General features: G+C 74.4%; 23 protein-coding genes, 2 tRNA genes and 1 pseudogene. 15 read left to right on the top strand and 11 right to left on the bottom strand.

Annotated elements, in window-relative coordinates; translation table 11 throughout:
• Window positions 1–340 precede the first annotated feature (340 nt).
• Window positions 341–1,033 (bottom strand): annotated as a pseudogene (locus tag IE251_RS18815) (response regulator transcription factor); the annotation flags it as partial.
• A gap of 151 nt (window positions 1,034–1,184) precedes the next feature.
• Here IE251_RS18815 and IE251_RS18820 point away from each other — a divergent pair.
• Window positions 1,185–1,730, top strand: coding sequence for a hypothetical protein (locus IE251_RS18820; protein ID WP_189754147.1), 546 nt, complete (start codon window positions 1,185–1,187; stop codon window positions 1,728–1,730).
• 20 nt (window positions 1,731–1,750) lie between these two features.
• On the opposite strand, the gene IE251_RS18825 is transcribed toward IE251_RS18820, so the two are convergent.
• Window positions 1,751–2,614: a spermidine synthase gene (locus tag IE251_RS18825; RefSeq protein WP_189754148.1), complete on the bottom strand. Its 864-nt coding sequence runs from the start codon at window positions 2,612–2,614 to the stop codon at window positions 1,751–1,753.
• Between the two features lie 93 nt (window positions 2,615–2,707).
• Window positions 2,708–3,115 carry a hypothetical protein gene (locus tag IE251_RS18830; RefSeq protein WP_189754149.1) on the bottom strand — a complete coding sequence of 136 codons (408 nt, stop codon included), beginning with the start codon at window positions 3,113–3,115 and terminating at the stop codon, window positions 2,708–2,710.
• A gap of 274 nt (window positions 3,116–3,389) precedes the next feature.
• On the opposite strand from IE251_RS18830, the gene IE251_RS18835 reads away from it, so the two are divergent.
• Window positions 3,390–4,862: an NsdA family TPR-like regulatory protein gene (locus IE251_RS18835; RefSeq protein WP_189754150.1), complete on the top strand. Its 1,473-nt coding sequence runs from the start codon at window positions 3,390–3,392 to the stop codon at window positions 4,860–4,862.
• Window positions 4,863–4,936: 74 nt separating this feature from the next.
• Here the strand turns inward: IE251_RS18835 and IE251_RS18840 are convergent, their stop codons facing one another.
• A complete protein-coding gene (locus tag IE251_RS18840) occupies window positions 4,937–5,533 on the bottom strand; it encodes a histidine phosphatase family protein (protein WP_189754151.1) in 597 nt (198 codons plus the stop codon).
• Window positions 5,534–5,782: 249 nt separating this feature from the next.
• Here IE251_RS18840 and IE251_RS18845 point away from each other — a divergent pair, with 249 nt between their 5' ends.
• The 5 genes from IE251_RS18845 (at window position 5,783) to IE251_RS18865 (ending at window position 11,959) form a co-directional block, all read left to right on the top strand.
• A complete protein-coding gene (locus IE251_RS18845) occupies window positions 5,783–6,727 on the top strand; it encodes a phosphatase PAP2 family protein (RefSeq protein ID WP_189754152.1) in 945 nt (314 codons plus the stop codon).
• The gene (locus IE251_RS18850; protein WP_373302025.1) at window positions 6,624–7,859 is read left to right on the top strand and encodes a hypothetical protein; all 1,236 of its coding nucleotides are present in this window, start codon (window positions 6,624–6,626) and stop codon (window positions 7,857–7,859) included. The genes IE251_RS18845 and IE251_RS18850 overlap by 104 nt, the downstream gene beginning before the upstream one ends.
• Window positions 7,850–9,439, top strand: a complete 1,590-nt coding sequence (locus tag IE251_RS18855) for an amino acid adenylation domain-containing protein (RefSeq protein WP_189754153.1) — start codon at window positions 7,850–7,852, stop codon at window positions 9,437–9,439. Before IE251_RS18850 ends, IE251_RS18855 begins: the two co-directional genes overlap by 10 nt.
• Window positions 9,436–10,773: an AAA domain-containing protein gene (locus tag IE251_RS18860; RefSeq protein ID WP_189754154.1), complete on the top strand. Its 1,338-nt coding sequence runs from the start codon at window positions 9,436–9,438 to the stop codon at window positions 10,771–10,773. Before IE251_RS18855 ends, IE251_RS18860 begins: the two co-directional genes overlap by 4 nt.
• A gap of 88 nt (window positions 10,774–10,861) precedes the next feature.
• Window positions 10,862–11,959: an LLM class flavin-dependent oxidoreductase gene (locus IE251_RS18865; protein ID WP_189754155.1), complete on the top strand. Its 1,098-nt coding sequence runs from the start codon at window positions 10,862–10,864 to the stop codon at window positions 11,957–11,959.
• On the opposite strand, the gene IE251_RS18870 is transcribed toward IE251_RS18865, so the two are convergent.
• A complete protein-coding gene (locus tag IE251_RS18870; RefSeq protein ID WP_189754156.1) occupies window positions 11,938–13,743 on the bottom strand; it encodes a putative bifunctional diguanylate cyclase/phosphodiesterase in 1,806 nt (601 codons plus the stop codon). The two genes, IE251_RS18865 and IE251_RS18870, sit on opposite strands and share 22 nt — an antisense overlap.
• 367 nt (window positions 13,744–14,110) lie before the next feature.
• On the opposite strand from IE251_RS18870, the gene IE251_RS18875 reads away from it, so the two are divergent.
• Window positions 14,111–15,325, top strand: a complete 1,215-nt coding sequence (locus IE251_RS18875) for a M6 family metalloprotease domain-containing protein (protein WP_189754311.1) — start codon at window positions 14,111–14,113, stop codon at window positions 15,323–15,325.
• A gap of 100 nt (window positions 15,326–15,425) precedes the next feature.
• Here the strand turns inward: IE251_RS18875 and IE251_RS18880 are convergent.
• The 4 genes from IE251_RS18880 to IE251_RS18895 form a co-directional block, all read right to left on the bottom strand.
• Window positions 15,426–15,499: transfer RNA gene (locus IE251_RS18880), tRNA-Lys, on the bottom strand.
• Window positions 15,490–16,071 carry a bifunctional DNA primase/polymerase gene (locus IE251_RS18885; RefSeq protein WP_189754157.1) on the bottom strand — a complete coding sequence of 194 codons (582 nt, stop codon included), beginning with the start codon at window positions 16,069–16,071 and terminating at the stop codon, window positions 15,490–15,492. Before IE251_RS18885 ends, IE251_RS18880 begins: the two co-directional genes overlap by 10 nt.
• A 134-nt stretch (window positions 16,072–16,205) precedes the next feature.
• Window positions 16,206–16,574 (bottom strand): DUF8844 domain-containing protein, encoded by a 369-nt coding sequence (locus IE251_RS18890; protein ID WP_189754158.1) that lies wholly within the window; start codon window positions 16,572–16,574, stop codon window positions 16,206–16,208.
• 103 nt (window positions 16,575–16,677) lie between these two features.
• On the bottom strand, window positions 16,678–17,406 hold the full coding sequence (locus IE251_RS18895) for a maleate cis-trans isomerase family protein (protein WP_189754159.1): 729 nt from the start codon (window positions 17,404–17,406) through the stop codon (window positions 16,678–16,680).
• 199 nt (window positions 17,407–17,605) lie between these two features.
• On the opposite strand from IE251_RS18895, the gene IE251_RS18900 reads away from it, so the two are divergent.
• The 7 genes from IE251_RS18900 to IE251_RS18930 all read left to right on the top strand — a co-directional run bounded on the left by IE251_RS18900 (window position 17,606) and on the right by IE251_RS18930 (window position 22,994).
• Window positions 17,606–18,559: a D-2-hydroxyacid dehydrogenase gene (locus IE251_RS18900; protein WP_189754160.1), complete on the top strand. Its 954-nt coding sequence runs from the start codon at window positions 17,606–17,608 to the stop codon at window positions 18,557–18,559.
• Window positions 18,560–18,913: 354 nt separating this feature from the next.
• On the top strand, window positions 18,914–19,831 hold the full coding sequence (gene ehuB / locus IE251_RS18905; protein WP_229896840.1) for an ectoine/hydroxyectoine ABC transporter substrate-binding protein EhuB: 918 nt from the start codon (window positions 18,914–18,916) through the stop codon (window positions 19,829–19,831).
• Entirely contained in the window at window positions 19,828–20,475 is a 648-nt protein-coding gene (gene ehuC / locus IE251_RS18910; RefSeq protein WP_189754161.1) for an ectoine/hydroxyectoine ABC transporter permease subunit EhuC, read from the top strand. The genes ehuB and ehuC overlap by 4 nt, the downstream gene beginning before the upstream one ends.
• Complete coding sequence (gene ehuD / locus IE251_RS18915) at window positions 20,472–21,122, top strand: ectoine/hydroxyectoine ABC transporter permease subunit EhuD (protein ID WP_189754162.1); 651 nt, start codon at window positions 20,472–20,474, stop codon at window positions 21,120–21,122. Before ehuC ends, ehuD begins: the two co-directional genes overlap by 4 nt.
• On the top strand, window positions 21,112–21,894 hold the full coding sequence (gene ehuA / locus IE251_RS18920) for an ectoine/hydroxyectoine ABC transporter ATP-binding protein EhuA (RefSeq protein ID WP_189754163.1): 783 nt from the start codon (window positions 21,112–21,114) through the stop codon (window positions 21,892–21,894). Before ehuD ends, ehuA begins: the two co-directional genes overlap by 11 nt.
• A 177-nt stretch (window positions 21,895–22,071) precedes the next feature.
• On the top strand, window positions 22,072–22,824 hold the full coding sequence (locus tag IE251_RS18925; RefSeq protein WP_189754164.1) for an IclR family transcriptional regulator: 753 nt from the start codon (window positions 22,072–22,074) through the stop codon (window positions 22,822–22,824).
• A gap of 96 nt (window positions 22,825–22,920) precedes the next feature.
• Window positions 22,921–22,994 (top strand) — tRNA-Lys (locus IE251_RS18930).
• 46 nt (window positions 22,995–23,040) lie between these two features.
• Here the strand turns inward: IE251_RS18930 and IE251_RS18935 are convergent.
• Together IE251_RS18935 and IE251_RS18940 are read right to left on the bottom strand one after the other, a co-directional pair.
• Complete coding sequence (locus IE251_RS18935) at window positions 23,041–23,646, bottom strand: lytic polysaccharide monooxygenase auxiliary activity family 9 protein (protein WP_189754165.1); 606 nt, start codon at window positions 23,644–23,646, stop codon at window positions 23,041–23,043.
• Window positions 23,647–23,777: 131 nt separating this feature from the next.
• Window positions 23,778–24,911, bottom strand: coding sequence for an SPFH domain-containing protein (locus IE251_RS18940; RefSeq protein WP_189754166.1), 1,134 nt, complete (start codon window positions 24,909–24,911; stop codon window positions 23,778–23,780).
• Between the last annotated feature and the right edge of the window lie 71 nt (window positions 24,912–24,982).

Raw genomic sequence — 24,982 nt, forward strand, 5'->3', positions numbered from 1 at the left:
GTACGGAAGGGTCGGGCGCGAAGGGATCGGGCGCGGTCGGCCGGGACACCGGCGGCTGAGGCTCCGTTGACCAGGGCACCGTCGGGGCGGGCATGGCCGGTCCGGGCGCCGAGGGCTCGGGGCATGCCTGCCAGGACGCAGGAGGCTGGGACTCATCCGGCCGGGACACCGGCGGGTAGGACATGGCCGGCCAGGGCCCCGTCGGGGCGGGCATGGCCGGTCCGGGGGCCGAGGGCTCGGGGATGGTCTGCGAGGACGGCGGGGGCTCGGGCACGGGGTGTCGGGGCGTCGGAGGTGCGGGCACAGAGCCGGCCGGTGCCGGTGGCTCGGGCAGGGGGCTTTCCGGTGCCGGGGGTTCGAGTTTGACGCCGACGCCGCGGAGGGTGTGCAGATAGCGCGGGCGGGCGGCCGTCTCGCCCAGTTTGCGGCGGAGCCAGGACAGATGAACGTCGATGGTCTGGTCGTCGCCGTAGGCCTGCCGCCAGACCTCGGCGAGGAGTTCCCGGCGCGCGACGACGACCCCGGGCCGGGCGGCGAGGAAGGCGAGCAGGTCGAACTCGCGGCGGGTGAGGTCGAGCCGGACGCCGTCGAGTTCGGCCTGGCGGCGCAGCGGGTCCACCGTCAGGCCGCCGACCCGGAGCACGGGCGAGGCCGGCGCCTCCCCGCCGCCCGCCCGGGCCCGGCGCAGCACGGCCGCCATCCGGGCGCACAAGTGCTCGACGGAGAACGGCTTGGTCAGATAGTCGTCCGCCCCGGCGTTGAGCAGCCGGACGATCTCGGCCTCGTCGTCCCGGGCGGTGGCGATGATGACCGGCACGTCGGTGACGCCCCGGAGCATCTTCAGGGCCTCGGAACCGTCCAGATCGGGCAGTCCGAGGTCCAGGACGACCACGTCGAAACGGACGTGGGCGACCTCGCGCAGCGCCTCCAGCGCCGTGCCGACGCTGCGCACCGTGTGGGCGGCGTCGGTCAACTGCCGGATGAGCGCCGAGCGTACGAACTGGTCGTCCTCGACCACGAGCACACTTGCCATGCGCCGCACCGTACGCCATGCCGCCGGACCCGTCCGGAGCCTGTGGACAACTCCGCGCTTGTGGACAACTCCCCATGACGCGGGGTGACTGCCGTGACTGGTGTGGCTGCTGTGACCTGCGACCTGTGACCGGTGAGGCAGTATGGCGCCGATGCGCAGAGGACTCGTACACGTACTGGCCTGGCTGCTCGCGACGGGAGCGGCGGTCACGCTGTCCTGGTGGGGCGTGCACACGGTGCTGGCCGGCACCGCGTACGAGCCGCCGCGCGCCCTGCCCGTCCCGGCGGCCGGAGCGTCGGCCCCGCAGACGGCTTCCGAGCCCCCGGCGCCCGCCACCTCCCCGGCCCCGCCGTCGACGGAGGAACCGGCCCGGCACCCGCCCGCCCGGACGGCCGCGGCCACCCCGGCCCGCCCCCGGACCCCGTCCCCCACCCCCACCGCCACCGCCACCGCGTCCGTCACCGCCGGCACGTCCGGCCGGGTCAGGTCGTACGACACCGACGGCGGCCGGGCGGTGTTCGACCTCGGTCCGGCCGACGCCACGCTCGTCTCGGCGACCCCGGGCACCGGCTGGTCGATGCAGGTGTGGAAGACGGCTAGCTGGATCCGGGTGGAGTTCGTCCGGGGCGCGGACCGGGTGTCGGTGTTCTGCACCTGGCACGACGGGCCGCCACGGGTCGAGGTCGGCACGTACTGAGCGGGGCCTGAGCAGCGGCTCTAGCGGAACACCGACGGCGGTGGGGCCGGGGAGGCCGCCGCGGTCTCGTCCGTCACGGGCACCGCGCCGCCGGTGAAGTCGGTGAGCGCCCGGCCGTGTTCGACCCGGCCGGGGTGCGGGTCGGAGGCGGCGCGGCGGGTGAGCTCGGCGAGCGGCAGCGGGGCGTCGGAGGCGACCAGGACGGCGTTGCCGAAGCGCTTGCCGCGCAGCACGGCCGCGTCGGCGATCAGCGCGAGTTCGCCGAACCGGGCGGCGGCGGTGGCGATCTGGCCGCGCAGGTGGGCGAGCGGCGGGCCGTCGGCGAGGTTGGCCGCGTAGCTCCCGGTGGGTTTCAGGGCCCGGCGGACCTCGTCGAGGAACTCGGTGGAGGTGAGGTGGGCGGGGGTGCGGGCGCCGCTGAACACGTCGGCGACGACCAGGTCGGCCCAGCCGTCCGGCACCTTGGCCAGGCCCTCCCGGGCGTCCGCCGCGCGCACCCGGACGCGCGCGTTCGCGTCCAGCGGCAGCTCGCGGCGGACCAGCCGGACCAGGCTCGCGTCGCGCTCCACGACCTGCTGGGTGGAGCGGGGCCGGGTCGCGGCGACGTACCGGGCGAGGGTGAGGGCGCCGCCGCCGAGGTGCACGGCGTGCACGGGCCGGCCGGGCGGGGCGGCGAGGTCGATGACATGGCCGAGGCGCCGCTGGTAGTCGAAGGAGAGGTACGCCGGGTCGTCCAGGTCCACGTGCGACTGGGGTGCCCCGTCGATCAAGAGGGTCCAGGCCCGGCCGCGATCGGGGTCGGGGACGAGTTGCGCGAGACCGCCGTCGACCGGCTCCTCGATGGTGACGGCCGACCTGCGCCGGGTATTCCTGGACCTGCCCATCCGCCCATTTTCGCAGGTGTCACGGCAGGGCGCGGCACCGCCGGCGACCGGTCGGGGCGCGGGGCACGCGCCTGGGCAGCGCGTGCCGGCGCCTCAGCAGCACTTGTCCGCCACCTCGATCAGCCTGGCCGCCTCCCCCAGGGCCCGGCGCAGTACCGCCGGGTCCGTGGCGGGGTCGGTCTCACCGGGCGGCAGCAGCCAGTCCGAGCCCGCCACCGGGGGCCCGGGGGCCGGCCGCAGTCCGCGCCCGTCCGTCTCGGTGCAGGTGCTGCCCGGCACGTCCCAGCAGGCCGCCGTACCGGCCGGCACCAGGAAGCCGAGGGTGTCGCGGTCGTCGTCGTGCAGGACGGGCCCCACCGCGTCCGCTCCCGCTCGCCGCAGGATGTCGACCGCCTCCAGCCCCTGCCGGGCCGGTACCGTCACGAGGTCGCATGCCGGGTCGCCCGCACACGCGGACGACGACGGCGACGTACAAGGTTCGTTGCTCTGGCTGGTCTCCATGCCGGCCTCCACACAGCCCTGTTGCGGTCCACGGGGTTCAACGCGACAACCCGTCAACAGGCACGGCCGAAGTGCGCCGCAAAGGATGGCACTTCATGGCAGATCACGCGGGAGATATCCGGTTTGTGGCCAAACACCGCGTGCCGGACCCCGTACAGCGGGTACGTTCATGCCCGCCGGAACCGGAGCGTCAGCCAGGCGTCCCGTCCCGGTACCACTCCGGAACCGCCCCGGTCCCGGCATGGTTCGACGGTTCGCACGAGAGGACCCGGCCATGACGTCGTCAACGGTGACCTCGTCACAGCCCGACCGGCCGCCCCGGCCGAACCTCGCCTTCCGCCGGCTGCGGGGCCCGCGCTCCCCGGCCGAGTTCGCCGCGCTGGTCCGGCGGGCCGCACGCGAGATCGGCGAGCGGGTGAGCTGTGACGCGCGCTACATCGGCCGGGTCGAGGCGGGCGAGATCCGCTGCCCCAACTACGCCTACGAGCGGGTGTTCCTGCATATGTTCCCCGGCCGCACCCTCACCGACCTGGGTTTCGTGCCCCGTTCGTCCGTCCGCGGCCGGGCGGCGCGCACGGCCGTGGCGGCTCCCCGGGGGCCCGCACCCGGGGAGCCGCCCGGTGAGCCGCCCGGGGCCGTCGGGCCGTACGAGCCGCGGGACCCCTGGCAGAACGATCCCCCGAACCACGCGAACCACGAGGAGAGCGACGTGCTGCGTCGCGCATTCATGACCGGCGGAGGCGCCACGGTGGCCGCCGCCACCCTGGCCCCGCTGGGGCTCGCCCCGGCCGCCGAGGCGGCGGAGCCGCTGCCGCGGCGCGCCGGGATCCCCGAGGTCATGGCCCTGGAGGAGGCCGTCCGCCGCATCCGGCTGCTCGACGACCGGCACGGCGCGGACGGCCTGTACCGGCGCGCGGCGGCCCCGCTGCGCGCTGCCTACGCGCTGCTCGACGCCGGAGCCACCCGGCAGACCACCGCCGACCGGCTGCACGCGGGCGCCGGTGAACTGGCCATCTCCGTCGGCTGGCTGGCCCATGACTCCGGCCGCTTCGACGACGCGCGCTCGCACTACGCGGAGGCGCTGGCCACCGCCCGGATGACCGGGGACGCGGGGCTGGAGGCGCACGCGTTCTGCAACACCGCCTTCCTCGCCCGGGACGCGGGCCGCCCCCGGGAGGCGGTCCGGGCCGCGCAGGCCGCGCAGCGCGCCGCGCGGCCCCTCGGCTCGGCCCGGCTGCTGTCCCTGCTGGCGCTGCGCGAGGCGGGCGGCTGGGCGGGGCTCGCCGACCGCACCGGCTGCGAGCGGGCGCTGGCGCGCGCCCAGGCCCTGTTCGAGCGGGGCCGCGCGGACGCGGACCCGGAGTGGATGAGTTTCTACGGCGAGGCCGAGCTGGCGGGCCTGGAGGCGCAGTGCTGGTCCACGCTGGGCGACTGGCGGCGGGCGTCCCGGCAGGCGCGGCGCGCCGCGCAGGCGCAGGATCCGCACTTCACCCGCAACATCGCGCTCTACACCGCCGAGCTGGCCGACGACCTCGCCCGCGAGGGCCGTCCCGACGAGGCGGCGGAGGCGGGGCTGCGGGTGCTCGCGCTGCTGGACCAGGTCCAGTCCTCGCGGATCCAGGCAATGCTGGCCGGGACGGCGCGGGTGCTGCTGCCGCACCGGCGGGCGTCGGGAGTGGCGGAGTTCCTGAACCGGCACGCGTCCTGCAAGGGGCCGCGTGCGGTACGGGACGGGGAGCCGGTGTAGTCACCGGCCCGGGCGGGGGAAGCGGCGTATCAGCAGGACCGCGTACCCGCGCCGCCCCGCCACGGCTCACCGCGTCACCCGGCGAGGTGACCCACGTCGTTCCAGTTCTCGATCGCCGGCTCGCCGTACGCCCAGCCCAGGACGGACAGCGACGTGGGGTTCAGCCGGATGCGGGCCGCGAAGTCCAGGGGCAGGCCCAGCCACCGCGCGCCGATCGACCGCAGGATGTGGCCGTGGGCGAAGACCAGCACGTCGCGGTCGGCCGAGCGGGCCCAGCACACCACCTCGTCGGCGCGCGCGGTGACCTCGGCGACGGACTCGCCCTCCGGGACGCCGTCCCGCCAGATCAGCCAGCCCGGCCGGACCGCCTGGATCTCGGCCGGGGTCATCCCCTCGTACGCGCCGTAGTCCCACTCCATGAGCGTGTCCCAGCGCTCGGCCCGCTCGCCGAACCCGGCGAGTTCGCACGTCTCGCGCGCGCGGGAGAGCGGGCTCGTGCGTATCTCCACGTCCGGCAGCCCGTCCAGCGGAGCGCGGTGCAGCCGCTCGCCGAGCAGCTTGGCCCCGTGCCGGCCCTCCTCCAGCAGCGGCACATCGGTCCTGCCGGTGTGCTTGCCGGACAGCGACCAGGCCGTCTGTCCGTGCCGGGCCAGCAGGATGCGCGGTGCCATGGGAGACCTCTCCGGAAGAGGTGGCGCCCCGGGGACGCCACGGAAGCTACGAGTGTTGTCGGCCACTCCATCATCGCGCACCCCACCGACAGGCAACCCCGCGGGCGGCCCCGGCGTCTTCCAGGTCCGGACGCACACCAGTCATGGCCGACGGGCCCCTCATGGGGGCGGTAGGGACACCGTAAAGTGGCACGGTCGCCCGCCGGGGGCGCGCGTACCGCACACAGCAGAAGGGGGAGGGCGATCGGATTGCCGCAGACCGAGACACCGGGCACCGAGGTGGCCCTCCGTCCCCGGCCGCGCTGGTGGACCGAGCTGCCGCTGATCCTGCTGGTCTACGGCTGCTACTCGGCCGGCCGGCTCCTCGCGCGCGGTGACGTCTCCGGCGCCGTGGACCACGGCCTGGCGATCCTGCGCATCGAGAAGACCCTGCACCTCAACGCCGAGCACCCGCTGAACCGGCTGTTCACCCGGGAGGCATGGCTCGGCGTGCCGGCCGACTTCTGGTACGCCTCGCTGCACTACCTGGTCACGCCCGCCGTCCTGGTATGGCTCTTCCGCGCGCGTGCCCCGCACTACCGGGCCGCGCGCACCTGGCTGCTCGCGTCCACCTTCATCGGCCTGATCGGCTTCACCCTGCTGCCGACCTGCCCGCCCCGGCTGCTGGACGCCGGCCACGGCTTCGTGGACACCATGGCGCAGTACAGCTCGTACGGCTGGTGGGGCGGCGAGGCCAGCGCCCCGCGCGGCATGGGCGGCATGACCAACCAGTACGCGGCGATGCCGAGCCTGCACGTGGGCTGGGCGCTGTGGTGCGGGGTGCTGCTGTGGCGCCACGGCGGCACGCGCCTGACGAAGGTCCTCGGCGTGGTCTACCCGCTGGTGACCGCGATCGTGGTCATGGGCACCGCCAACCACTACTTCCTGGACGCGGTCGCGGGTGTCGCCGTGATGGGCGTCGGCTACCTGCTGGCGGCGCCGCTCATGCGGGCGGTGGACCGGCTCCGGGCCCGGCTGTCGCGCCCCGCCGCCCCGGTCGCCTCCGGCACGGGTTCCCCGATTGTCAGTGCCGGATGCCAGACTTCGGCGGGTGAGCGAATTCCACGGCAGCGCGAGTCGCGGCTCGGTCCCGCGGCCGGACCGGACGCCCCCGCCACCGACGCGGGCGAAGGGGCTCCGACACCGGCTCGCTGAGCTGCGCGGTCCCGACGTACCGGCCAAGGCCCTGGACGCCCGCGCCCTCGCGGCGCTCGCCGCGAACCCGGGCTGCGCCCGACGGGCGATCCTGGACGGCGCCGGGGTGGACAAGGCCCGGCTGGCGACGGCGCTGGGCGCCCCGTCCGGCTTCGGGCAGTCGCAGTTCGCGCTGACCCGGGGCAACGCGTTCGAGGCGCGGGTGAAGGCGGACGGCGGCGCGGAGCTGCTGCGGCTGGTGCACGCCCGGCTCGACCCGGGCGCCGAGCCGCCCGCCGGCGCGGCCGTGCCCGACCTGACCGCGCACGGCCCCGAGGGGCGTACGGCCCGTACGGCGCTGGCGCTGCGCGAGGCCACCCGGGCGGGCGGCTGGACGCTGCTGGACCATCCGATGCTCGCCCTGGACGTGGCCGGTTCGCTCGCCTTCCTGGAGCCGGACGCGGTGGTGGTGCACCCCGACGGCGGCTGGTCGGTGGTGGAGATCAAGTCCTTCCCGATGGTGGACGGCGCCGCGGACCCGGCGAAGGCGGGCGCGGCGGCCCGGCAGGCGGCGGTGTACGTGCTGGCGCTGGAGCAGGTCGCCGCCCGCCTCGACCCCGCTCCCGAGGTGCGCCACCAGGTGCTGCTGGTGTGCCCGAAGGACTTCTCGAACCTGCCCGCGGGCTCCGCCGTGGACATCCGCAAACAGCGCGCGGTCACCGCCCGCCAGCTCGCCCGGCTCACCCGGATCGAGGAGATCGCCGACACGCTGCCCGAGGGCACGTGCTTCGCGCCCGACCAGCCCGCCGAGGAGCTGACGGCGGCGGTGGAGGCGGTGCCGGCGGCCTACGCGCCGGAGTGCCTGTCCGCCTGCGAACTGGCCTTCCACTGCCGGGAGCGGGCCCGCGCGGCCGGTGCGGTCACCCGGCTGGGCCGGCCCCTGCGGGCCGAACTGGGCGGCCTGGCCACCGTGGCGGAGGTGCTGTCCGCCGCCCGGGGCGTGAGCGGCGACCCGGCCGACCCGGCGGTGGCGGCGCTGCGCCGCGCGGCGGCGCTGCGCGCGGAGGCCCTGCGGACGGCCGCCGAGAGGGCGGCCGACCTCCCGGCCGACGACCCCTCGGCGAGCGCCGGGGAGGTGCGCGCGTGTCCCTGATCACCACCCTGGCCCGGCTGGAGGCCGTGGACAGCGGCCGGGCCCAGCCGGCGGCGACGGTCCGGCACCGGCATCTGTCCGACCGCCCGCTGGTGTTCGTGCCGCTGACCACCTCCGGTGAGACCGGCGCCCCGCTCGGCGCGCTGGTCGGCACCGACCGGGACGCGCCCCGGCTGCTGGTCGTGCCGCAGCCCCGGGACCGCGATCTGCGCTTCACGTTCCTCGCCGACCTGGCCGACGTCGTGCTGCCGCACATCGAGTCGTACGCGGACGCCGTGGAGGCCGCCGAGCGCACCGAGACCGACCCGGAGACCGGCAAGCGGGTCAAGGTGGCGGCCGAGCTGTGCGCGGACGCGCCCCAGCTGATCGTGCCGAGCCGCACCGGCCTGGACTTCGTCCGGCTGCTGGGCCGCTCGATGCGGTTCAGGCGCACCGCCGAGCAGGACCCGGACGCGCCCTACCCGGCGCCGCCCCGGGTGCCGCTGCTCGGCCGCTGGCTGACCCACTACGGCGAGCGGGCCCGGGTGCCCGGCTCCTCGCTGCTGCTGGCCCTGACCGACGTGCTGTCCCGGCACTGGGCGACCGGCCAGTCCGGCCTGGAGGACCAGCACCTGGGCGCGCTGCTGGCCTGGATCGAGCCCCCGGTGGGGATGACCGGCGCCGAGGCGGCCCGCCGGGCGGAGCTCGCCCGGGACGCCGACGGCCAGCTGCTGTGCCCGCCGGCCGGTCCCGCGACCGACCCGGCGTTCGACAACAAGCTGCTGGCCCCGGCGATCGAGCGGTACGACCGCGCGCGGACGGCCCTGGCCGCCGCCGAGGACCCGCTGACGGCCGACGCCCGGCTGGCCGCGCTCACCGCCGCGGAGCGGGAGATCCGCGACCTGGTCGCAAGCCGCACCCGGCCCACCTGGGACGCGGTGTGGCGGGGCCTGGACCTGCTGCGGGCGCTGCCGGCGGGCGCGCACGTGGAGGGGCGCTGGACGCGGGACCGCTGGTCGTTCACCGCGCACCGGGACCGGGTGCGGGCCGGCGAGCCGCCGCAGCCGCGCCGGGACGACGCGGTGACGGCGGCGAACAAGCTGGCCACGCGCGAGCGGGAGCAGGCCCGGCTGGAGGCGCAGGAGGCGCTGGACGATCCGCTGGTGATGGCCGGGCGGCGGTTGGCCGGGGAGGCGTTCGCGGGCGAGGTGACCGATGTCGTGATGGCGTACAGCGAGGGCAGGCGGCCGAGCCCGCGCCCGCTGGTGACCGTGCGCACGGACGACCTGCCGCACCTCGCGGAGCGGGCGCGGGTGTACCGCTCGCTGGACGGCCGGCCGCAGTCGGCGGAGTTCGTCGGGTACGAGGCGGAGGGGGTGCTGACCCTGCGCGTCCTGGACCGGATGGGCCGGGGCAAGGAGCCCGAGCCCGGTTCGGTGCCGGAGAAGGGCGACCGGGTCTGCTTCACGCTGTTCGAGCACGAGCAGCGCGGCGGCGCGAAGCTGCCCGACCCCGAGGACACCCCGTGGACGCACGGCGGCCCGCCGGGCGAGGCGCCGCCGGAGGCCCCCGACCCCGTCACCGAGGAGGACGTGCTGTGACGACCGTCGACTTCGATCCCGGCACCGCGGCCGGCCGCGCCACCGAGGCGATCCTCCACGACACGCTGCACGGCACCGAGCGGGGTGTCGTGGTGGACTCCCCGCCGGGCGCCGGCAAGTCGACGCTGGTGGTGCGCGCGGCCCTGGAACTCGCCGCGGCGGGCCGCCCGCTGATGGTGGTGGCGCAGACCAACGCCCAGGTGGACGACCTGGTGCTGCGGCTGGCCGAGAAGAACCCGGAGCTGCCTGTCGGCCGGCTGCACAGCAGTGACACCGACGCCTACGACAAGGCGCTGGACGAGCTGCCGCAGGTGCGTACGTCGGCGAAGGCGGCCGACCTCGCCGGGCTGCCCGTCGTGCTGTCCACCGCCGCGAAGTGGGCGCATGTGAAGGTGGACGAGCCGTGGCGGCACGCGATCGTGGACGAGGCGTACCAGATGCGCTCGGACTCCCTGCTCGCCGTGGCCGGCCTGTTCGAGCGGGCGCTGTTCGTGGGCGACCCGGGCCAGCTGGACCCGTTCTCCATCGTGGGCGGCGAACAGTGGGCGGGTCTGTCCTACGACCCCTCGGCCTCGGCGGTCACCACGCTGCTGGCCCACAACCCGGGCCTGCCCCAGCACCGGCTGCCGGTGTCCTGGCGGCTGCCTGCGTCGGCGGCCCCCCTGGTGTCGGACGCGTTCTACCCGTACACGCCCTTCCGCAGCGGCACGGCCCACGGTGACCGCCGGCTGGCCTTCGCCGTGCCCTCGGACGGCTCCGGCCCGGACCGGGTGATCGACGAGGCCGCGGAGTCCGGCTGGGGCCTGCTGGAGCTGCCCGCCCGGCACACTCCGCGCACGGACCCGGAGGCGGTGCGGGCGGTGGCGACGGTGGTGCGCCGGCTGCTGGACCGCGGCGGCGCGGCGACCTCCGAGCGCTCCCCCGGCCCCACCCCGCTGACGGCCGACCGGGTCGCCGTGGGCACGGCCCACCGCGACCAGGCGGCGGCGGTCCGGGCGGCCCTGGCCGAGCTGGGCGTCCGGGACGTCACGGTCGACACCGCGAACCGGCTCCAGGGCCGGGAGTACGACGTGACGGTCGTCCTGCACCCGCTCTCCGGCCGGCCCGACGCCACCGCGTTCCACCTGGAGACCGGCCGCCTGTGCGTCCTGGCCTCCCGCCACCGCCACGCCTGCATCATGGTCTGCCGGGCCGGCGTCCCCGACCTCCTGGACGACTACCCCGCCACGGAACCGGTCCAGCTGGGCACGCTGGTGAAGTTCCCGGACGGCTGGGAGGCGAACCACGCGGTGCTCTCCCACCTGACCGAACACCGGGTGCTCTGGCGCCCCTGAGCGAAGTGCGCCGCCCCCGGAATAAACGGGGACTCCCTCCTGTTAGCGCCCGGAGGACAGCGCAGTGCTCGGAACAGGAGGCCATACCGTGGCGGCAGACGAGGTAGACGAGATCAGGGGGGTCACGCGCGGCAGCGCCCCCGTGCCCCTCTCCGTGCTGGACCTGGTGACCGTCGGCGCGGGCAGTACCGCCACCGACGCCCTGCGCACCAGCGTGGCGCTCGCCCGGCTCACGGAGTCCCGCGGCTTCCACCGGTACTGGGTCGCCGAGCACCACTCCATGCCCGGCGTGGCCTCCTCCTCCCCCGCGGTGATCCTCGCCCACCTCGCCGCCCACACCGACCGCATCCGGCTCGGCTCGGGCGGCGTCATGCTGCCCAACCACGCCCCGCTGGTGATCGCGGAGCAGTTCGGCACGCTGGAGGCGCTGGCCCCGGGCCGGGTCGACCTGGGGCTGGGGCGGGCGCCGGGCACGGACGGCGCCACCGCCGCGGCCCTGCGCCGTACCGAACGCCTGAACGAGGGCGCCGACGACTTCCCGCAGCAGCTCGCCGAGCTGACCCGGTTCCTGGACGACGACTTCCCCGACGGGCACCCCTACCGGCGCATCCACGCGATCCCGGGTCCGGTGCAGGGCACCTCGCCCGGCGGGGTGCAGTCCCCGCACCGCCCGCCGGTCTGGCTCCTCGGCTCCTCCGGGTTCAGCGCGCGGCTGGCCGGCCTGCTCGGTCTGCCGTTCGCCTTCGCGCACCACTTCTCCGCGCAGAACACCATCCCGGCCCTGGACCTGTACCGGGAGACCTTCCGGCCGTCCGCCGTCCTGGCCGAGCCCTACGCCCTCATCGGCGTCTCCGCGCTCGCCACGGACGACGCGCGGGAGGCCCGCCGGCAGACCCGGGCGATGGCGCTGAACATGCTCCGGCTGCGCACCGGCCGGCCGGGCCTCTTCCCCGACCCGGAGGAGGCCGAGCGGCACGAGTTCGGCCCGATGGAGGAGGAGTTCATCACCTCCTGGACGGCGAACATCGTGCACGGCACGGCCGACGAGGTCCGCACCGGCCTGGACGATCTGCACAAGCGCACCGGAGCCGACGAGCTGATGCTCGTCTCGCACGCGCACCGCGGCGAGCTGCGGCTGCGCTCGTACGAACTGATCGCGGACGCCTACGGGTTGCCGACCGCGTAGGTCCGCGCCCCGAGCAGCTCGGAGATACGATCCGGCGGCACCGGGCGGGAGTACAGCCAGCCCTGCCCGGTGTCGCAGCCGATCCGGCGCAGCCGGCTGGCCTGGGCCGAGGTCTCCACGCACTCCGCGGTGACCGTGAGGCCCAGCCGGTGGGCGAGCTGGATCATCGCCTCCACGACGACCTCGTCGGCCGGGTTGGGCATGGCGTCCCGGGCGGCCTCCTCGTACTGGAAGCCCCGGACGAAGGAGCCGTCCAGCTTCAGCGCGGAGACCGGCAGCCGGCTCAGGTAGGCGAGGTTGGAGTAGCCGGTGCCGAAGTCGTCGATGGCGATGCGCACGCCCATGTCGCTGAGCGCCTGGAGGGCCTGGAGCGGACGGCCGGCCGAGCCCATCACCGCGGACTCGGTCAGCTCCAGCTGGAGCAGGTGCGGGGCGAGCCCGGTCTCGGCGAGGGTCTCGGCGACGTCGGCCACCAGGTCGGAGTCCCACACCTGCCGCACGGCCACGTTGACGCTGACGAAGATGGGCGGTTCGCCAGGGCGGTCGAGCTGCCAGCGGCGGGCCTGCCGGCAGGCGGTGACCAGCGCCCAGCGGCCCAGCGGCACGATCGAGCCGTCCTCCTCGGCCAGTCCGATGAACCGATTCGGCGTGAGCGTGCCGAACTGCGGGTGGTGCCAGCGGATCAGCGCCTCGACGCCGTTGAGCCGGCCGTCCTCCATGGCCACCAGCGGCTGGTACTCCAGGGCGAACTCGCCCCGTTCGATGGCGGGACGGAGGGTGGAGGACAGGGCCTGGCGGGTCATGCGGTGGGCGTTGCGCTCGGGGTCGAACAGGGTCCAGCGGGCCTTGCCGTCGGCCTTCGCCCAGTACAGCGTCGTATCGGCGGCCTGCATCAGCCCGGTGGCCGTGGTGCCCGCGGTGTGCCGTTCGACGACGCCGATGGACGCGGTCAGCGACAGCCGCTGGCCGGCCAGGTCGAAGGGTTCCTGAAGGGCCTTGAGCGCGGAGTCGGCCAGGTCGGCGAGTTGTTCGGTGCCGGTGGAGTCCTCCACCAGCAGGGCGAACTCGTCGCCGCCGAGCCGGGCCACCAGGGGGGTGGCGGCGCGGGCGTAGCCGGCCGCGTCGGCGACCCGGGTGAGCCGCCCGGCGACGGCCGAAAGCAGCCGGTCGCCGACACGATGGCCGAGAGTGTCGTTGACGGCCTTGAAGCCGTCGAGGTCGAGATAGCACAGGCCGATCCGGCCGGTGCCGCCCTGTTCGTACGGCTCCGCCTCCAGCGCGGCCGTCAGCCGCTCGAAGAACAGCGTGCGGTTGGGCAGCCGGGTCACCGGGTCGTGCATCTGCAAATGCCGCAGTTGCGCCTGGAGTTCACGGCTGGCGCTGATGTCGGTGACCGACATCAGGGCGCCGGGCTCGCCGCCGCTCAGCGGGGCGAGGGTGATCTGCGCCCACACCGAGTTCCCGCCCGGCTGTTTGAGCCGGCGGGTGCAGCGCAGCCGGGTCTGGCGTCCGCCGAGCACCTCCTGGAAGGCGTGCCGGCCGCGGGCGTCCGCGGCCAGGTCCACCAGGTCGGCGGCGGACCGCCCGACGACCGTCTCCGCGTCGATGCCGAGCAGTTCGCCGAGGGCGGTGTTGGCGGTGACGACGAGCCCTTCGGGACCCACGACCGCCATGGCGAGCGGGGCGGTCGCGAAGACACGGTGGTAGGTGGTGTAGTGACTGTCTGTGACGGCTGACCGGTCGAGGTCTGCCGCGGGCGTCGGCCCTTCGGACGTTCCGCTCACCGCTCGCTCCCGCAGTGCACTCGATCTCTGTCCGTGCCGGAAAGTGTGCCGATCATAGAGGCTGGCCCCGGGCCCTTCCAGCCGATGTCCAGTGTCCCGGACCGAGCACAGGTTCTGACAGATCGTTTCTGCCCGCACCTGGGCAGCTTCTTCAGCCCTCCGACAAGTTGTGACGTTCCGTGAATGTTTCCGGATATCGAGCGCCGGGGCGCGCCCGGCGCTCAATGGGCGCGCGCTCACCCTTCTGGTGCAGACAAACAGGGCATAAATCAATGAATACCAGCAATCTGGGTGCGGGTCCCGCGAACCACACCCGGAGGTCACGTCCGTGCCCAAGCTGCGCAGCACCGCCGCCGTGTGCACCACGATGTCGGCGCTCGCCGCTACCTCGATCCTCACCGGCCCGTCGGCCGCCGAGCCGTTCTCCACCGCCCCGTGCGCGCTGCACCGCACCGAGGCCCACCACTCGGAGGGCGTGGACACCTGGAACACCGCCTACCCCCGTCCGGCCGGCACCCTCGACGCCGTCCTGGTCTTCCTGTCATTCCCCGACTCCGCCCCGCGCACCACTCCCAAGGAGCTGACGGCCGACCACTTCCCGGCCACCACCGGCTTCTACGCGCAGTCCTCCTACGGCAGGTTCACCCTGCGCCCGCACCCGCTGGAGCGCTGGCTGCGCATGCCGCGCCCCTCGACGTCGTACGCCATACGGCGGGACTGGAGCGCCAAGGACCGGGCCGACTATCTGCGCGACGCGTTCGCCGTGGCCGACAAGGAGGTCGACTTCTCCCGCTACCAGGTCGTCTACCTCGTCGCCGACCCGGACGCGCCCGGGGTCGACTCGGACGCCACGAAGGTGGTGAACCTCGACGCGCCCCTGCGCGCGGACGGCACCGACATCCACCGGGTCGTCACCGTCTTCGAGCACCACCCGCCGGACCGGCTGGTCCTCGCCCACGAGACCGGCCACGTCTTCGACCTGCCCGACCTCTACCACCGCCCGGCCGACGGCAAGGGCGACTGGGACACCCATGTGGGCGACTGGGACCTGATGGGCAGCCAGTTCGGTCTCGCGCCCGATCTGCTGGGCTGGCACAAATGGCGGCTCGGCTGGCTGGATCCGCGCCAGGTGGTGTGCGTGCGCGGTGCCGCGCCGAGCCGCCTCACCCTGGAGCCGCTCGCGGCCGGACCGGGCGCCCCGCTGCCGGTGGCCGGCGGCGGGTCCGCCTTCGGCCTCGGGCACGGCGTCAAGCTGGCCGTGGTGCGCACCGGGCCGGACAGCGCCCTCGCCTTCGAGGCGCGCGGCCCGGCCGGCGCCGACCACGGGGCCTGCCGGCAGGGGATCCTGGTCTACCGGGTGCGCGGCGGCGCCGCCTCCGGGGACGGCCCGGTCCAGGTGGTCGACGCCCATCCGCGCACCGAGGCTTGCTGGGAGGACTCGGTCTACCCGCCGCTCGCGGACGCGCCGGTCTTCCTCGGCGAGCGCTTCACCGTGCCCGGGGAGGGCGTGCGGGTGGAGGCGGAGGGCAGGACGGCGTCGGGGGCGTGGACGGTGACGATCACCCCGGGGGTGCGTGGCTGAGCCCCGCCGGCCCTGTTCGTACGCAAAGGCGGCGAGGGCCGTTCGTATACAAAAGCAGCGGGCCGAATTCTTTCGAATTCGGCCCGCTGCCTTTCGCATGTGCGCCGCCAGGGACTCGAACCCCGGACCCGCTGATTAAGAGTCAGCTGCTCTAACCAACTGAGCTAGCGGCGCCTGCTGACGTCGTAGACATTAGCACCCTGGTCACGGTGAGGAGAAATCGACGGCCGTCCGGCGGACCGGGCGGCTCCCACGGCCGCCCACAGCACCACCTCCGGGCCCGGCAGCCAGGGGTACCGGCCGTCCGGGGCGACCAGCCAGCGGGCCGCGCCGGGGGTGTCGTCGCAGCTCAGGGGCGCGAGCGGGGGCACGGTCACGGCGTCGCCCGGGCCGTGGCACAGCAGCGGCGGCACCTCCCGGGCCCGCCGGGTGCCCCACTCCTCCCAGGCCAGCAGGGAGGGCAGCCGCTGGGCGGTGCCGGGGGCGGCGAAGAACAGCGTGCGGCCCCGGAACACCGCGACCGGGCCCGACCGCGATCCCGCGCCCCACAGCCGGCCCAGCATGCGGCGCCCGAACACCACCGGGGCGCTGACCACGTCGAAGACGGTGCCGCAGGGCAGGACCACCGGGGCGTCCGGGCGCTCCTGCCACAGGGCGAGCGTGCTGCGCGGGTGGGTTCCCGCCGAGGCGAGCCAGGCGACGGCGCCGAGGCTGTCACAGGTCACGTTCGGGGCACTGGTCGTCATGGCACCCAGATGTACAGCCCGTCAGCGAGCAACTTCGCTGAGTTGCGGAAAACCGGGACAGGACGGCCGAGGAGGAGTATCTTGCCCGCCCGGCATATGCCCCTGGCGGCCGGGAACGACCGCCGTGCCGCGCGCTACAACGAATCGGCCGACGTCCGCCCCTCGCCCTCGCCGCGCATCAGGTCCCGCCCGAACTCGACCATCTTCTTGGCATAGTCCTCGGTCCACTCCGCCCGCTCGGCGATGTCCGCCGGGGTCAGCCGGTCGAACCGGCGCGGGTCGGCGAGCTGGGCGGCGGCGACGGCCTGGAACTCCACGGCCCGGTCGGCCGCCGCGCGGAACGCCTGGGTCAGCTCCGTCGCCCGGGACAGCAGCTCCCGCGGATCCTCGATCGACTCCAGGTCGAAGAAGTGCTCGGGGTCCGAGGCCGCCTCCGCGGGCTCGAAGAGCAGGGGCGCGGGGCGTAGCCGCGGTTCGTTGCGACGCGGCGTGGGCTCCGCCATGTCTTGTCTCCTCCTCGTACGGTTCGCCGGCACCGCCTTCGGGTGGGCCACCGTCCATTGTCCCGCGCCCGCGCAAGGGACCCGGTGCGAGGAGATCCCGGGGTCACACCTGCACGAGCGGCTCCCGGGTGAACAGGCTGCCCAGGGTCGGCGCGTTCACCCGGCGGTCCGCCAGCCGCAGGGCCTCCCAGACCGTGACCTGGCTGGCGGTGAGCACCGGCTTGGCCAGCGCCTTCTCCAGCACGCCGAGGTGGGCGGCGGTGTGCAGGGCCGTGTCCGGCAGCAGGACGGCCTGGGCGTCGGGGGTGTCCGCCGCGCGCGCCAGGGCGAGCACCTCCTCCCGCCCCCAGCCGGCGACCTCGGCCGGGGCGGCGGCCGGGGAGCGCGGGCCGGTCACCTCCAGGCCGCCGGCCCGCAGGAAGTCCGTGAACAGGCCGGCGAGGTCCTCCGGGTAGGCCGCGGCGACGGCGACCCGTCGTACGCCCAGCTCGCGGGCCGCGTTGACGAAGCCGAAGGAGGTGGAGGAGGCGGGCATCCCGGCCAGCCGGGCCAGGGTGCGCACCTGCTCCTGGGCGCCCGCGAGGCCGTGGACGAAGCCGCCGCCGGCGCTGGCCCACACCACCGTCTCGGCGCCGGTCAGCCGCAGTGCCTCCACGCCCTCGGCGAACCGCTCGGCGGAGCCCAGCTCGCGCAGCGCCGCCGGCTCGCGGGTGTCCTCGCCGGGGTCGGTGTGGATCAGGTCCACCCGGATGTCGCTGCCCAGGAGCTGCTCGATGCGCGGATAGTCGTCCTCGGCACGGTGGCCCGGGTAGAGGAATCCGAGTGCGGTCATGTCCAGCCTTCCTGATGGTGGTCCGGCGGTACGGGCCGTCCCCGGGCGGGTGTGCCCGGCGGGCCCATGGCCCGGGTACCCCGAAGGCGCGGCACCGCGCCTTCGGGGTACGCGGCCGTGTTGACGGCGCCGCGTCCGGGTGCGAGCGTGGTCGGTCCGTGCACGGTCCGCGCAGGTCAGACCTTCGGGAGCCGCCCGCATGACACCGTCGTCCCCCACCGTGCTGGTCCTCGACGCCGATCCCCCGCCCCGGCTCGGCCGCCTGACCGGACGCGCCCGGATCGTGCGCACGGACGAGGCGCACCTGGCTCAGCGGCTGCCCGCCGCGGATGTCCTGCTCGTGTGGGACTTCACCTCGCACGCGGTGCGCGAGGCGTGGCCGGGGGACGGACCCCGGCCGCGCTGGGTGCACACGGCGAGCGCGGGCGTGGACCATCTGATGTGCCCGGAGCTGGCCGCGTCGGACACGGTGGTGACCAACGCGCGCGGGATCTTCGAGCAGCCGGTGGCCGAGTATGTGGCGGCCCTGGTGCTGGCGGTCGCCAAGGACCTGCCGCGCACCCTGGCCCACCAGCGGGAGCACACCTGGGTGCACCGGGAGACCCGGCGGGTGGCGGGCACGCACGCGTGCGTGGTCGGCTCGGGGCCCATGGGCCGGGCGATCGTGCGGGCCCTGAAGGCCCTGGAGGTGCGGACGGCGCTGGTCGGGCGGGTGCCGCGGACCGGGATACACGGCCCGGACGACCTGGACCGGCTGATCTCCCGCGCGGACTGGGTGATCGCGGCGGCGCCGCTGACCGAGCGGACGTACCGCATGTTCGACACGCACCGGTTCGGTGTGATGCAGCCCTCGGCGTTCTTCGTGAACGTCGGCCGGGGCGGCCTGGTGGACGAGGAGGCCCTCGTCCACGCGCTGGAGCGGCGCTGGATCGCGGGCGCGGCCCTGGACGTGTTCGCCACCGAACCGCTGCCCGGGGACAGCCCGTTGTGGAAACTGCCGGGGCTGATCGTGTCCCCGCACATGAGCGGCGACACCTTCGGGTGGCGCGATCGGCTCGGTGCGCAGTTCGTGGAGTTGTACGAGCGGTGGGCGGCGGGCAGACCTCTGCCGAACGTGGTCGACAAGACGCGCGGCTATGTGCCCGGCCGCTGAAGGCCCCGCGCCGGTCCCCCGGAGGGTGCGTGCGGCTCACCGACCTCACGGCCGTGCGGCTCCTGGAGGGTGACCGCACGGGCGAGTTCGGCCCGGTGGAGGTGACCGGGCAGGTGCTGGAGCGGGCGCGGCGGATCCAGCCGGAGGTGAACGCGCTCGCCCGGGCCCGTGAGTCCCGGGCCCGCCGGAGACGCGGGGAGCCGGCCGCCACCGCCGTGCTCCGACACCCGCCGGGCGGGCGCAACAGGCGGTCGGGGCAGGGCACATCACCCGGTCCGGGCGAGACGGTGACGAATCGCCCGGCCGGCAGAACCGGGGTGCATAGCCGGATTACGTCTGGGTAGCCGCGCCGCCATGGCTGCACCACGTGGGAACGACGCACACACCATACGGCCGGAACGCAGACACACCCGGCGCTCCGTGCTGGCGGGACTCGCGGCGTTCGGCGCGCTGGGCGCGGCGGGCTGCACACGGGTGGCGTCGGCGTCCGGGAAGGACGGCGGCGACCTGCTGGAGCGGCTGCGCGCCCAGGGTGTCGTACGGCTCGGGATCGCCGGCGAGGTCCCCTTCGGGTACATCGACCGGGACGGCAGGCTCACCGGGGAGGCACCCGAGCTGGCCCGGGCCGTCTTCGGGCGGCTCGGGGTGGAGCGGGTGCAGCCGGTGCCGACCGAGTTCGGCTCGCTGATCCCGGGGCTGAACGCCCAGCAGTTCGACGTGGTGGCCGCCGGGATGTACGTCACCCCGGACCGCTGCGAGCAGGTCATCTTCGCGGACCCCGACTACCAGATGCCGGACGCGTTCATCGTGCCCAAGGGCAATCCGCTCGGGTTGCGGACCTACGCGGACGCGCTGCGCCGGCACGCGAAGATCGCCACCGGCACCGGGTACGCGCAGATCCAGCACGCCGTGGAGGCGGGCTTCAAGGAGAACGACCTGGTCATCGTCCCGGACCAGGTGGCCGGGCTGAACGCCGTGGAGTCCGGGCGGGTCGACCTGTTCGCGGCCACGGCGGTCACCGCGCGGATGGTCGCGCGGGGCTCCGCCAAGGCCGAGTCGACCAAGCCGTTCGTCGCGCTCGTGGACGGCAAACCGAAGGCGGACGGCGGCGCGTTCGCGTTCCGGCCGACCGAGACCCGGCTGCGGGACGCCTTCAACGCCGAGCTGCACAAGCTGCGCCGCAGCGGGGAGCTGTACCGGATCGTACGGCCCTTCGGCTTCACCGAGGCGGAGATGACGACCCTGACCGCGAAGGAGCTGTGCCGCCGATGACCGCGGGGCTGTGGAAAATCATCCTCCAAGGGGTCGGCGTCACCCTCCAGTTGCTGGTGTACAGCGCGCTGCTGGCCGCCGCGATGTCCTTCGTCGCCGGTGCCGCGCGCACCCACCGCTCGCGGCTGGTCCGCTTCGTCGCCGGCCTGTACACCGAGGTGTTCCGGGGCACCTCGGCGCTGGTGATGATCTTCTGGGTGTTCTTCGTGCTGCCGGTCGCCTTCGGCTGGCAGCTGGTGCCGATGTGGGCGGGCACGCTCGCGCTGGGCCTGACCTACGGCGCGTACGGCGCCGAGATCGTGCGCGGTGCGCTGGCGGCGGTGGACCCGGCGCAGCGCGAGGGCGGGATCGCGCTCGGCTTCACGCCCTGGCAGCGGCTGCGGCTGATCCTTCTGCCGCAGGCGGTGCCGGAGATGATCCCGTCCTTCTCCAACCTGCTGATCGAACTACTCAAGGGCACCGCGCTGGTGTCCATCACGGGCATGGGCGACCTGGCCTTCAGCGGCAACCTGGTCCGGCTCGCCCTCCAGCAGAGCGCCCAGATCTACGGGTACCTGCTGCTGATCTATTTCGTGATCGCGTTCCTGCTCACCCGCGGGATGCGCGGTCTGGAGCGCCGGCTGAAGGCGGAGGTGGCCCGATGACCTGGGACTGGGGAGCGGTCGCCGACTTCCTGCCGTACTTCGGCAAGGGGCTCGTCGTCACGCTGGAGGCGCTGGCCCTGGGGTCGCTGATCTCGTTCGCGCTGGGTCTGGTGTGGACGCTGCTGATGCGGGCGCCGACCCGGTGGGTGCGCTGGCCGGTGGGGGTCTTCACGGAGTTCGTGCGGGACACCCCGCTGCTGGTGCAGCTGTTCTTCCTGTTCTACGTGCTGCCCGAGGCGGGGGTGACCCTGTCCCCGCTGACCACCGGGGTCCTCGGGCTCGGGCTGCACTACTCCACGTACACGATGCAGGTCTACCGGGCCGGCATCGAGGCGGTGCCGGCGGGTCAGTGGGAGGCCGCGACGGCACTGAGCCTGCCGGTGCGGCGCACCTGGACGGCGGTGGTGCTGCCGCAGGCGGTGCGCCGGGTGGTGCCGCCGCTCGGCAACTACGTGATCGCGATGCTGAAGGACACGCCGATGCTGATGACGATCGGCGTGCTGGAGATGCTGGGCCGGGCGCGGCTCGTCTCCCAGCAGCACTTCCAGTTCACCGAGCCGCTGACGGTGATCGGGATCGCCTTCGTCGTCGTGTCGTATCTGGCCTCCCTTCTTCTGCGCACCCTGGAGCGACGCCTTGTCCGTTGAGACCAGCAAGCAGCCGGCCGTGACCGGCACCGTGCCGACCGAGCTGATCCGCATCGAGGGGGTGACCAAGCGGTTCGGGGAGAACACCGTCCTGGACGGGCTGGACCTGTCCGTGGACGCGGGGCGGCACGTCACCCTGATCGGGCCCTCCGGCTCCGGCAAGACCACGATCCTCAGACTGCTGATGACCCTCGCCGAGCCGGACGAGGGCACGATCACGGTGGCCGGGCAGCGGCTGTTCCCGGCGCCGGAGAAGCAGGTCCGGGAGGTCCGCAAGAAGATCGGGATGGTGTTCCAGCAGTTCAACCTGTTCCCGAACATGTCGGTGCTGCGCAACCTCACCGAGGCGCCGGTCCGGGTGCTCGGCCTGTCGAAGGACGAGGCCGAGGCGCGGGCACGGGAGCTGCTGGACCTGGTGGGGCTGGCCGACAAGTGCGACGCGAAGCCGACCCGGCTGTCCGGCGGGCAGCAGCAGCGGGTGGCGATCGCCCGGGCGCTGGCGATGCGGCCCCAGGTGCTGCTGCTGGACGAGGTGACCTCCGCGCTCGACCCGGAGCTGGTCGCGGGCGTGCTCGACCTGCTGCGGGACATCGCGCGCAGCACCGACATCACGATGCTGTGCGTGACCCACGAGATGGGGTTCGCCCGGGACATCTCCGACCAGGTACTGATGTTCGACGCGGGCCGGGTCATCGAGGCGGGCCCGCCGGAGAAGATCTTCGGCGACCCGGAGCGGGAGCGGACCCGGGAGTTCATCAGCGCGGTGCTGTGAGCGGCGGGGTCCGCCGGCGGACCGGCCGGTACATGCCTATGGCATATGCCAGCGGATCTCGCCGCCGGTGGGAGCGCGCACACGAAGGGGCTTCTTCTCGCCGACACCCTCTTCCCGGGGGTCCCCGCGCGGCTATCGTGGACACGATCCGACCCGGATCGCGGCCGAGGGGGACCCATGAGTTTCAAGCCGACCGCCCCGTACCACTGCGCCCAGGAAGCCCTGCGGGTGCTGGAGACCGTCTCCGGCCACCCGGCCGGCATCACCGCCGCCGAGCTGGCCCGCCGCACCGGCCTGGGCCCCGGGCGGCTCACCGGCCTGCTGCGGATGCTGCGCCGCGAGGGCTACGTCCAGGAGATCGCCGACAGCGCGTACGTCACCGGCGAGACCCTGCGCCGGCTCGGCTCGGCGCACGACCGGGAGCGGGCCCTGCGCGACAAGCTCCAGCAGAACCTGGACCGGCTGCGCGACGCGGTCGGCGCCGCCGTCTACCTCAGCCGGTACGTGGACGGCGAGGTCCGCGTCACCCAGTACGCCGCCGGGCCGGCCACCCCGGCGGTCAACGAGTGGGTGGACTTCCGCTGCTCCGCCCACGCCACGGCCGTCGGCAAGAGCCTGCTGACCCAGCTGGACGCCAACGCCCGCCGGGACCACCTGGCCCGGCACAGGATGGCCCGGCTCACCTCGCGCACGATCACCAGCGACAAGCTGCTGCTGTCCCGGCTGGAGGCCCAGCCGCCGTCGGCGCCGGTGCTCGACCTCCAGGAGTACGCGGTCGGCACGGTCTGCGCCGCCGTACCGGTCACCGCGGGCTCCACGGTCGGCTGCCTCGCCCTGTCGCTGCCGGTGCGCGACGCCCACCGGCTGAAGCGGGCCGCGGAGACCCTGAACCGCAAGGCGGCACCGGTCCTGCTCTCGCTGGCGATCTAGGGTCGCCGGGGTGGTCACGAGCACCCCTTCGGACCAGGTAGTATTTTCTTCGTCGCCGGCCGCGGGAAGGAAAAACCCGAGGCAGGCGGGAGTCATGCGCCGCTAGCTCAGTTGGTTAGAGCAGCTGACTCTTAATCAGCGGGTCCGGGGTTCGAGTCCCTGGCGGCGCACCTGGGAAAGGCCCCTCGCCTCGGCGGGGGGCCTTTCGGTATGCGCTCAGAAGGTGACGTCCGAGCAGGCGTAGAACGCGTTGCCCGTGTCGGCGATCGTCCACACCGAGACGATGACGTGGTGCCCGCTCAGGCCGGACGGCAGGGTGCCGCTGTGGCTGAGCGTGGACGGCGGCTGCTGGCCGCCGTAGGGCACCGTCAGGAACGGCGTGAGGTTGAGGTCGGAGCGGGCGAGGTTGTGGGTCTGGTTCCAGCCCGGCTTGGTGATGTAGTACTTGAAGTCCGTCGTGGCGTGCCTGGCGGTGAACTGCCAGCGGAAGCCGTACGACTGGCCGCCCGTCACCTTCGTGGTCGGCCAGGCCGCGCCGGACGGCGTCTTCGGCGCGCTGAGCTGGGCGAACTGCCCCAGCCCGGCGTTGCAGATCTGGCCGTCGGCGGGTCCGCCGGCCGGGAAGCCCTTGGGGCCCTCGACACTCTGCGGCTCCCACTGGATCTGGCCGCAGTTGGTCACGGTGCCGTTCTGACAGAGCTTCTGCCTGCTGATGGGGAGATCGGTGTAGCCATGGCCGCTGGCACCGCCGGTGGAGAGCGCGAACGCTCCGGCGGTCACCGCGCCCAGTACGACCGCGGACAACTTGGTCTTGGTGCGCATGCTGCCGCTCCTGGGGAACGTGGGGTGTTCTGGGAGTTCGGTGCGCCGTGCAGGTAGGTCTAGACCAAGTCTCAGATTATTGCCGTTAGTTGAACGTGTCCATACCAATCGCGCAGAGGTTCGTCGCGCCGCTACACCGGCTCCCCGCGCCCCGAGCAGAACGCCACCGTCAGGTCCCGGACCAGCACCTTGCGGTCGTAGTCGTCCAGTTCGACCAGACCGCGCGTGGTCAGCCGGGTCACCGTGTCCTCCACCGAGTCCACCACCGAGCCGAGCAGGCTCGCCCGCTGCCGGGCGTCCAGCGCGGCGATCCGGCGCCGGTGCACCGCGGCGGCCACCTCGGGGGCGTACTCCACCCGGACCGGCTGCACCGAGAACACCTCCACCCCCACCGGCGCGGTCTCCTCGGCCACCAGCCGGGTCAGCGCGTCCCCGGCCGCCGTCGTCCCGCCCCGCGCGCCGCCCGCCGGCTCCACCGGCACCCTCGCCAGCGCCGCCTCCACACACGCGCGCAGATACGTCTCGTGGTCGTCGACGCCAAGCAGGGCCCGCGCGGTGTCCCGCACCCGCCACACCACCAGCACCACCACCCGCAGCGCCATCCCGTCCGGGTCCACCGCCGGCATCGCCTCGCTGCGCCAGTGCCGCAGCCGCACATCCACCCGGCGGCGCGGCACCAGCGGATTCACCCACAGCAGCCCGGTGCGCCGGACCGTCCCCCGGTACCGCCCGAACAGCCCCAGCACCCAGGCCCGCCCGGCCCGCCCCCGGGTCAGCCCGCCGAACCCGGCCGCGCCCAGCAGCCCGGACCCGGCGTAAGCGGCCCAGTGGGCCAGGCCGAGTCCGGAACCGGTGCCCGCCGGCAGCCCCAGCGCCCGGCCCGCCGGCGGCAGCAGCCCCGCCCACCAGGTGGTGACCAGCGCGCCGGTGAGCCCGCAGGCCCCCGCGAACAGCCCGGCCGCCCCGGGCAGCACCCGCGCCGGGCGCTCCGCGAGCTCCGGGTCGGTCTCCGGCAGCGGCCGGCGGCGCACCGGCACCGGGCGGCCGGGCCGGGGCCGCTCACCGGTGCCCTGCCGGCGGCCCACCAGCGCCGGTGCGAGCGGCACCCGCACCGGGTCGGGACCGTCGCGGAAGAGCAGGTGGACGGGGATCTCGGTGGTCGCCTCGTTCTGGATCAGCCGGGGCGGCCGGACACCGGCACCGGGGGCGGCACCGTCCGACTGCCCCTCGGACTCGGGCGGGGTGTGGGATGTGGTCGTACTCATGCGTGCTCCAGCCTCCGCGCCAGACGCGTCATGAACAGGGGGGTGGACGAGAGAACGTGCCCGGTCCGGGA

It is taken from the genome of Streptomyces eurythermus (genome assembly GCF_014649115.1).
Taxonomy (GTDB): domain Bacteria; phylum Actinomycetota; class Actinomycetes; order Streptomycetales; family Streptomycetaceae; genus Streptomyces; species Streptomyces eurythermus.

Bases quoted from the DNA above. Each gene is read 5' to 3' on its own strand.
- IE251_RS18820 (WP_189754147.1), top strand. From the start codon at position 1,185: ATGCGCAGAGGACTCGTACACGTACTGGCCTGGCTGCTCGCGACGGGA.
- IE251_RS18825 (WP_189754148.1), bottom strand. From the start codon at position 2,614: ATGGGCAGGTCCAGGAATACCCGGCGCAGGTCGGCCGTCACCATCGAG.
- IE251_RS18830 (WP_189754149.1), bottom strand. From the start codon at position 3,115: ATGGAGACCAGCCAGAGCAACGAACCTTGTACGTCGCCGTCGTCGTCC.
- IE251_RS18835 (WP_189754150.1), top strand. From the start codon at position 3,390: ATGACGTCGTCAACGGTGACCTCGTCACAGCCCGACCGGCCGCCCCGG.
- IE251_RS18840 (WP_189754151.1), bottom strand. From the start codon at position 5,533: ATGGCACCGCGCATCCTGCTGGCCCGGCACGGACAGACGGCCTGGTCG.
- IE251_RS18875 (WP_189754311.1), top strand. From the start codon at position 14,111: ATGTCGGCGCTCGCCGCTACCTCGATCCTCACCGGCCCGTCGGCCGCC.
- IE251_RS18885 (WP_189754157.1), bottom strand. From the start codon at position 16,071: ATGACGACCAGTGCCCCGAACGTGACCTGTGACAGCCTCGGCGCCGTC.
- IE251_RS18890 (WP_189754158.1), bottom strand. From the start codon at position 16,574: ATGGCGGAGCCCACGCCGCGTCGCAACGAACCGCGGCTACGCCCCGCG.
- IE251_RS18895 (WP_189754159.1), bottom strand. From the start codon at position 17,406: ATGACCGCACTCGGATTCCTCTACCCGGGCCACCGTGCCGAGGACGAC.
- IE251_RS18900 (WP_189754160.1), top strand. From the start codon at position 17,606: ATGACACCGTCGTCCCCCACCGTGCTGGTCCTCGACGCCGATCCCCCG.
- ehuB (WP_229896840.1), top strand. From the start codon at position 18,914: ATGGCTGCACCACGTGGGAACGACGCACACACCATACGGCCGGAACGC.
- ehuC (WP_189754161.1), top strand. From the start codon at position 19,828: ATGACCGCGGGGCTGTGGAAAATCATCCTCCAAGGGGTCGGCGTCACC.
- ehuD (WP_189754162.1), top strand. From the start codon at position 20,472: ATGACCTGGGACTGGGGAGCGGTCGCCGACTTCCTGCCGTACTTCGGC.
- IE251_RS18925 (WP_189754164.1), top strand. From the start codon at position 22,072: ATGAGTTTCAAGCCGACCGCCCCGTACCACTGCGCCCAGGAAGCCCTG.
- IE251_RS18935 (WP_189754165.1), bottom strand. From the start codon at position 23,646: ATGCGCACCAAGACCAAGTTGTCCGCGGTCGTACTGGGCGCGGTGACC.
- IE251_RS18940 (WP_189754166.1), bottom strand. From the start codon at position 24,911: ATGAGTACGACCACATCCCACACCCCGCCCGAGTCCGAGGGGCAGTCG.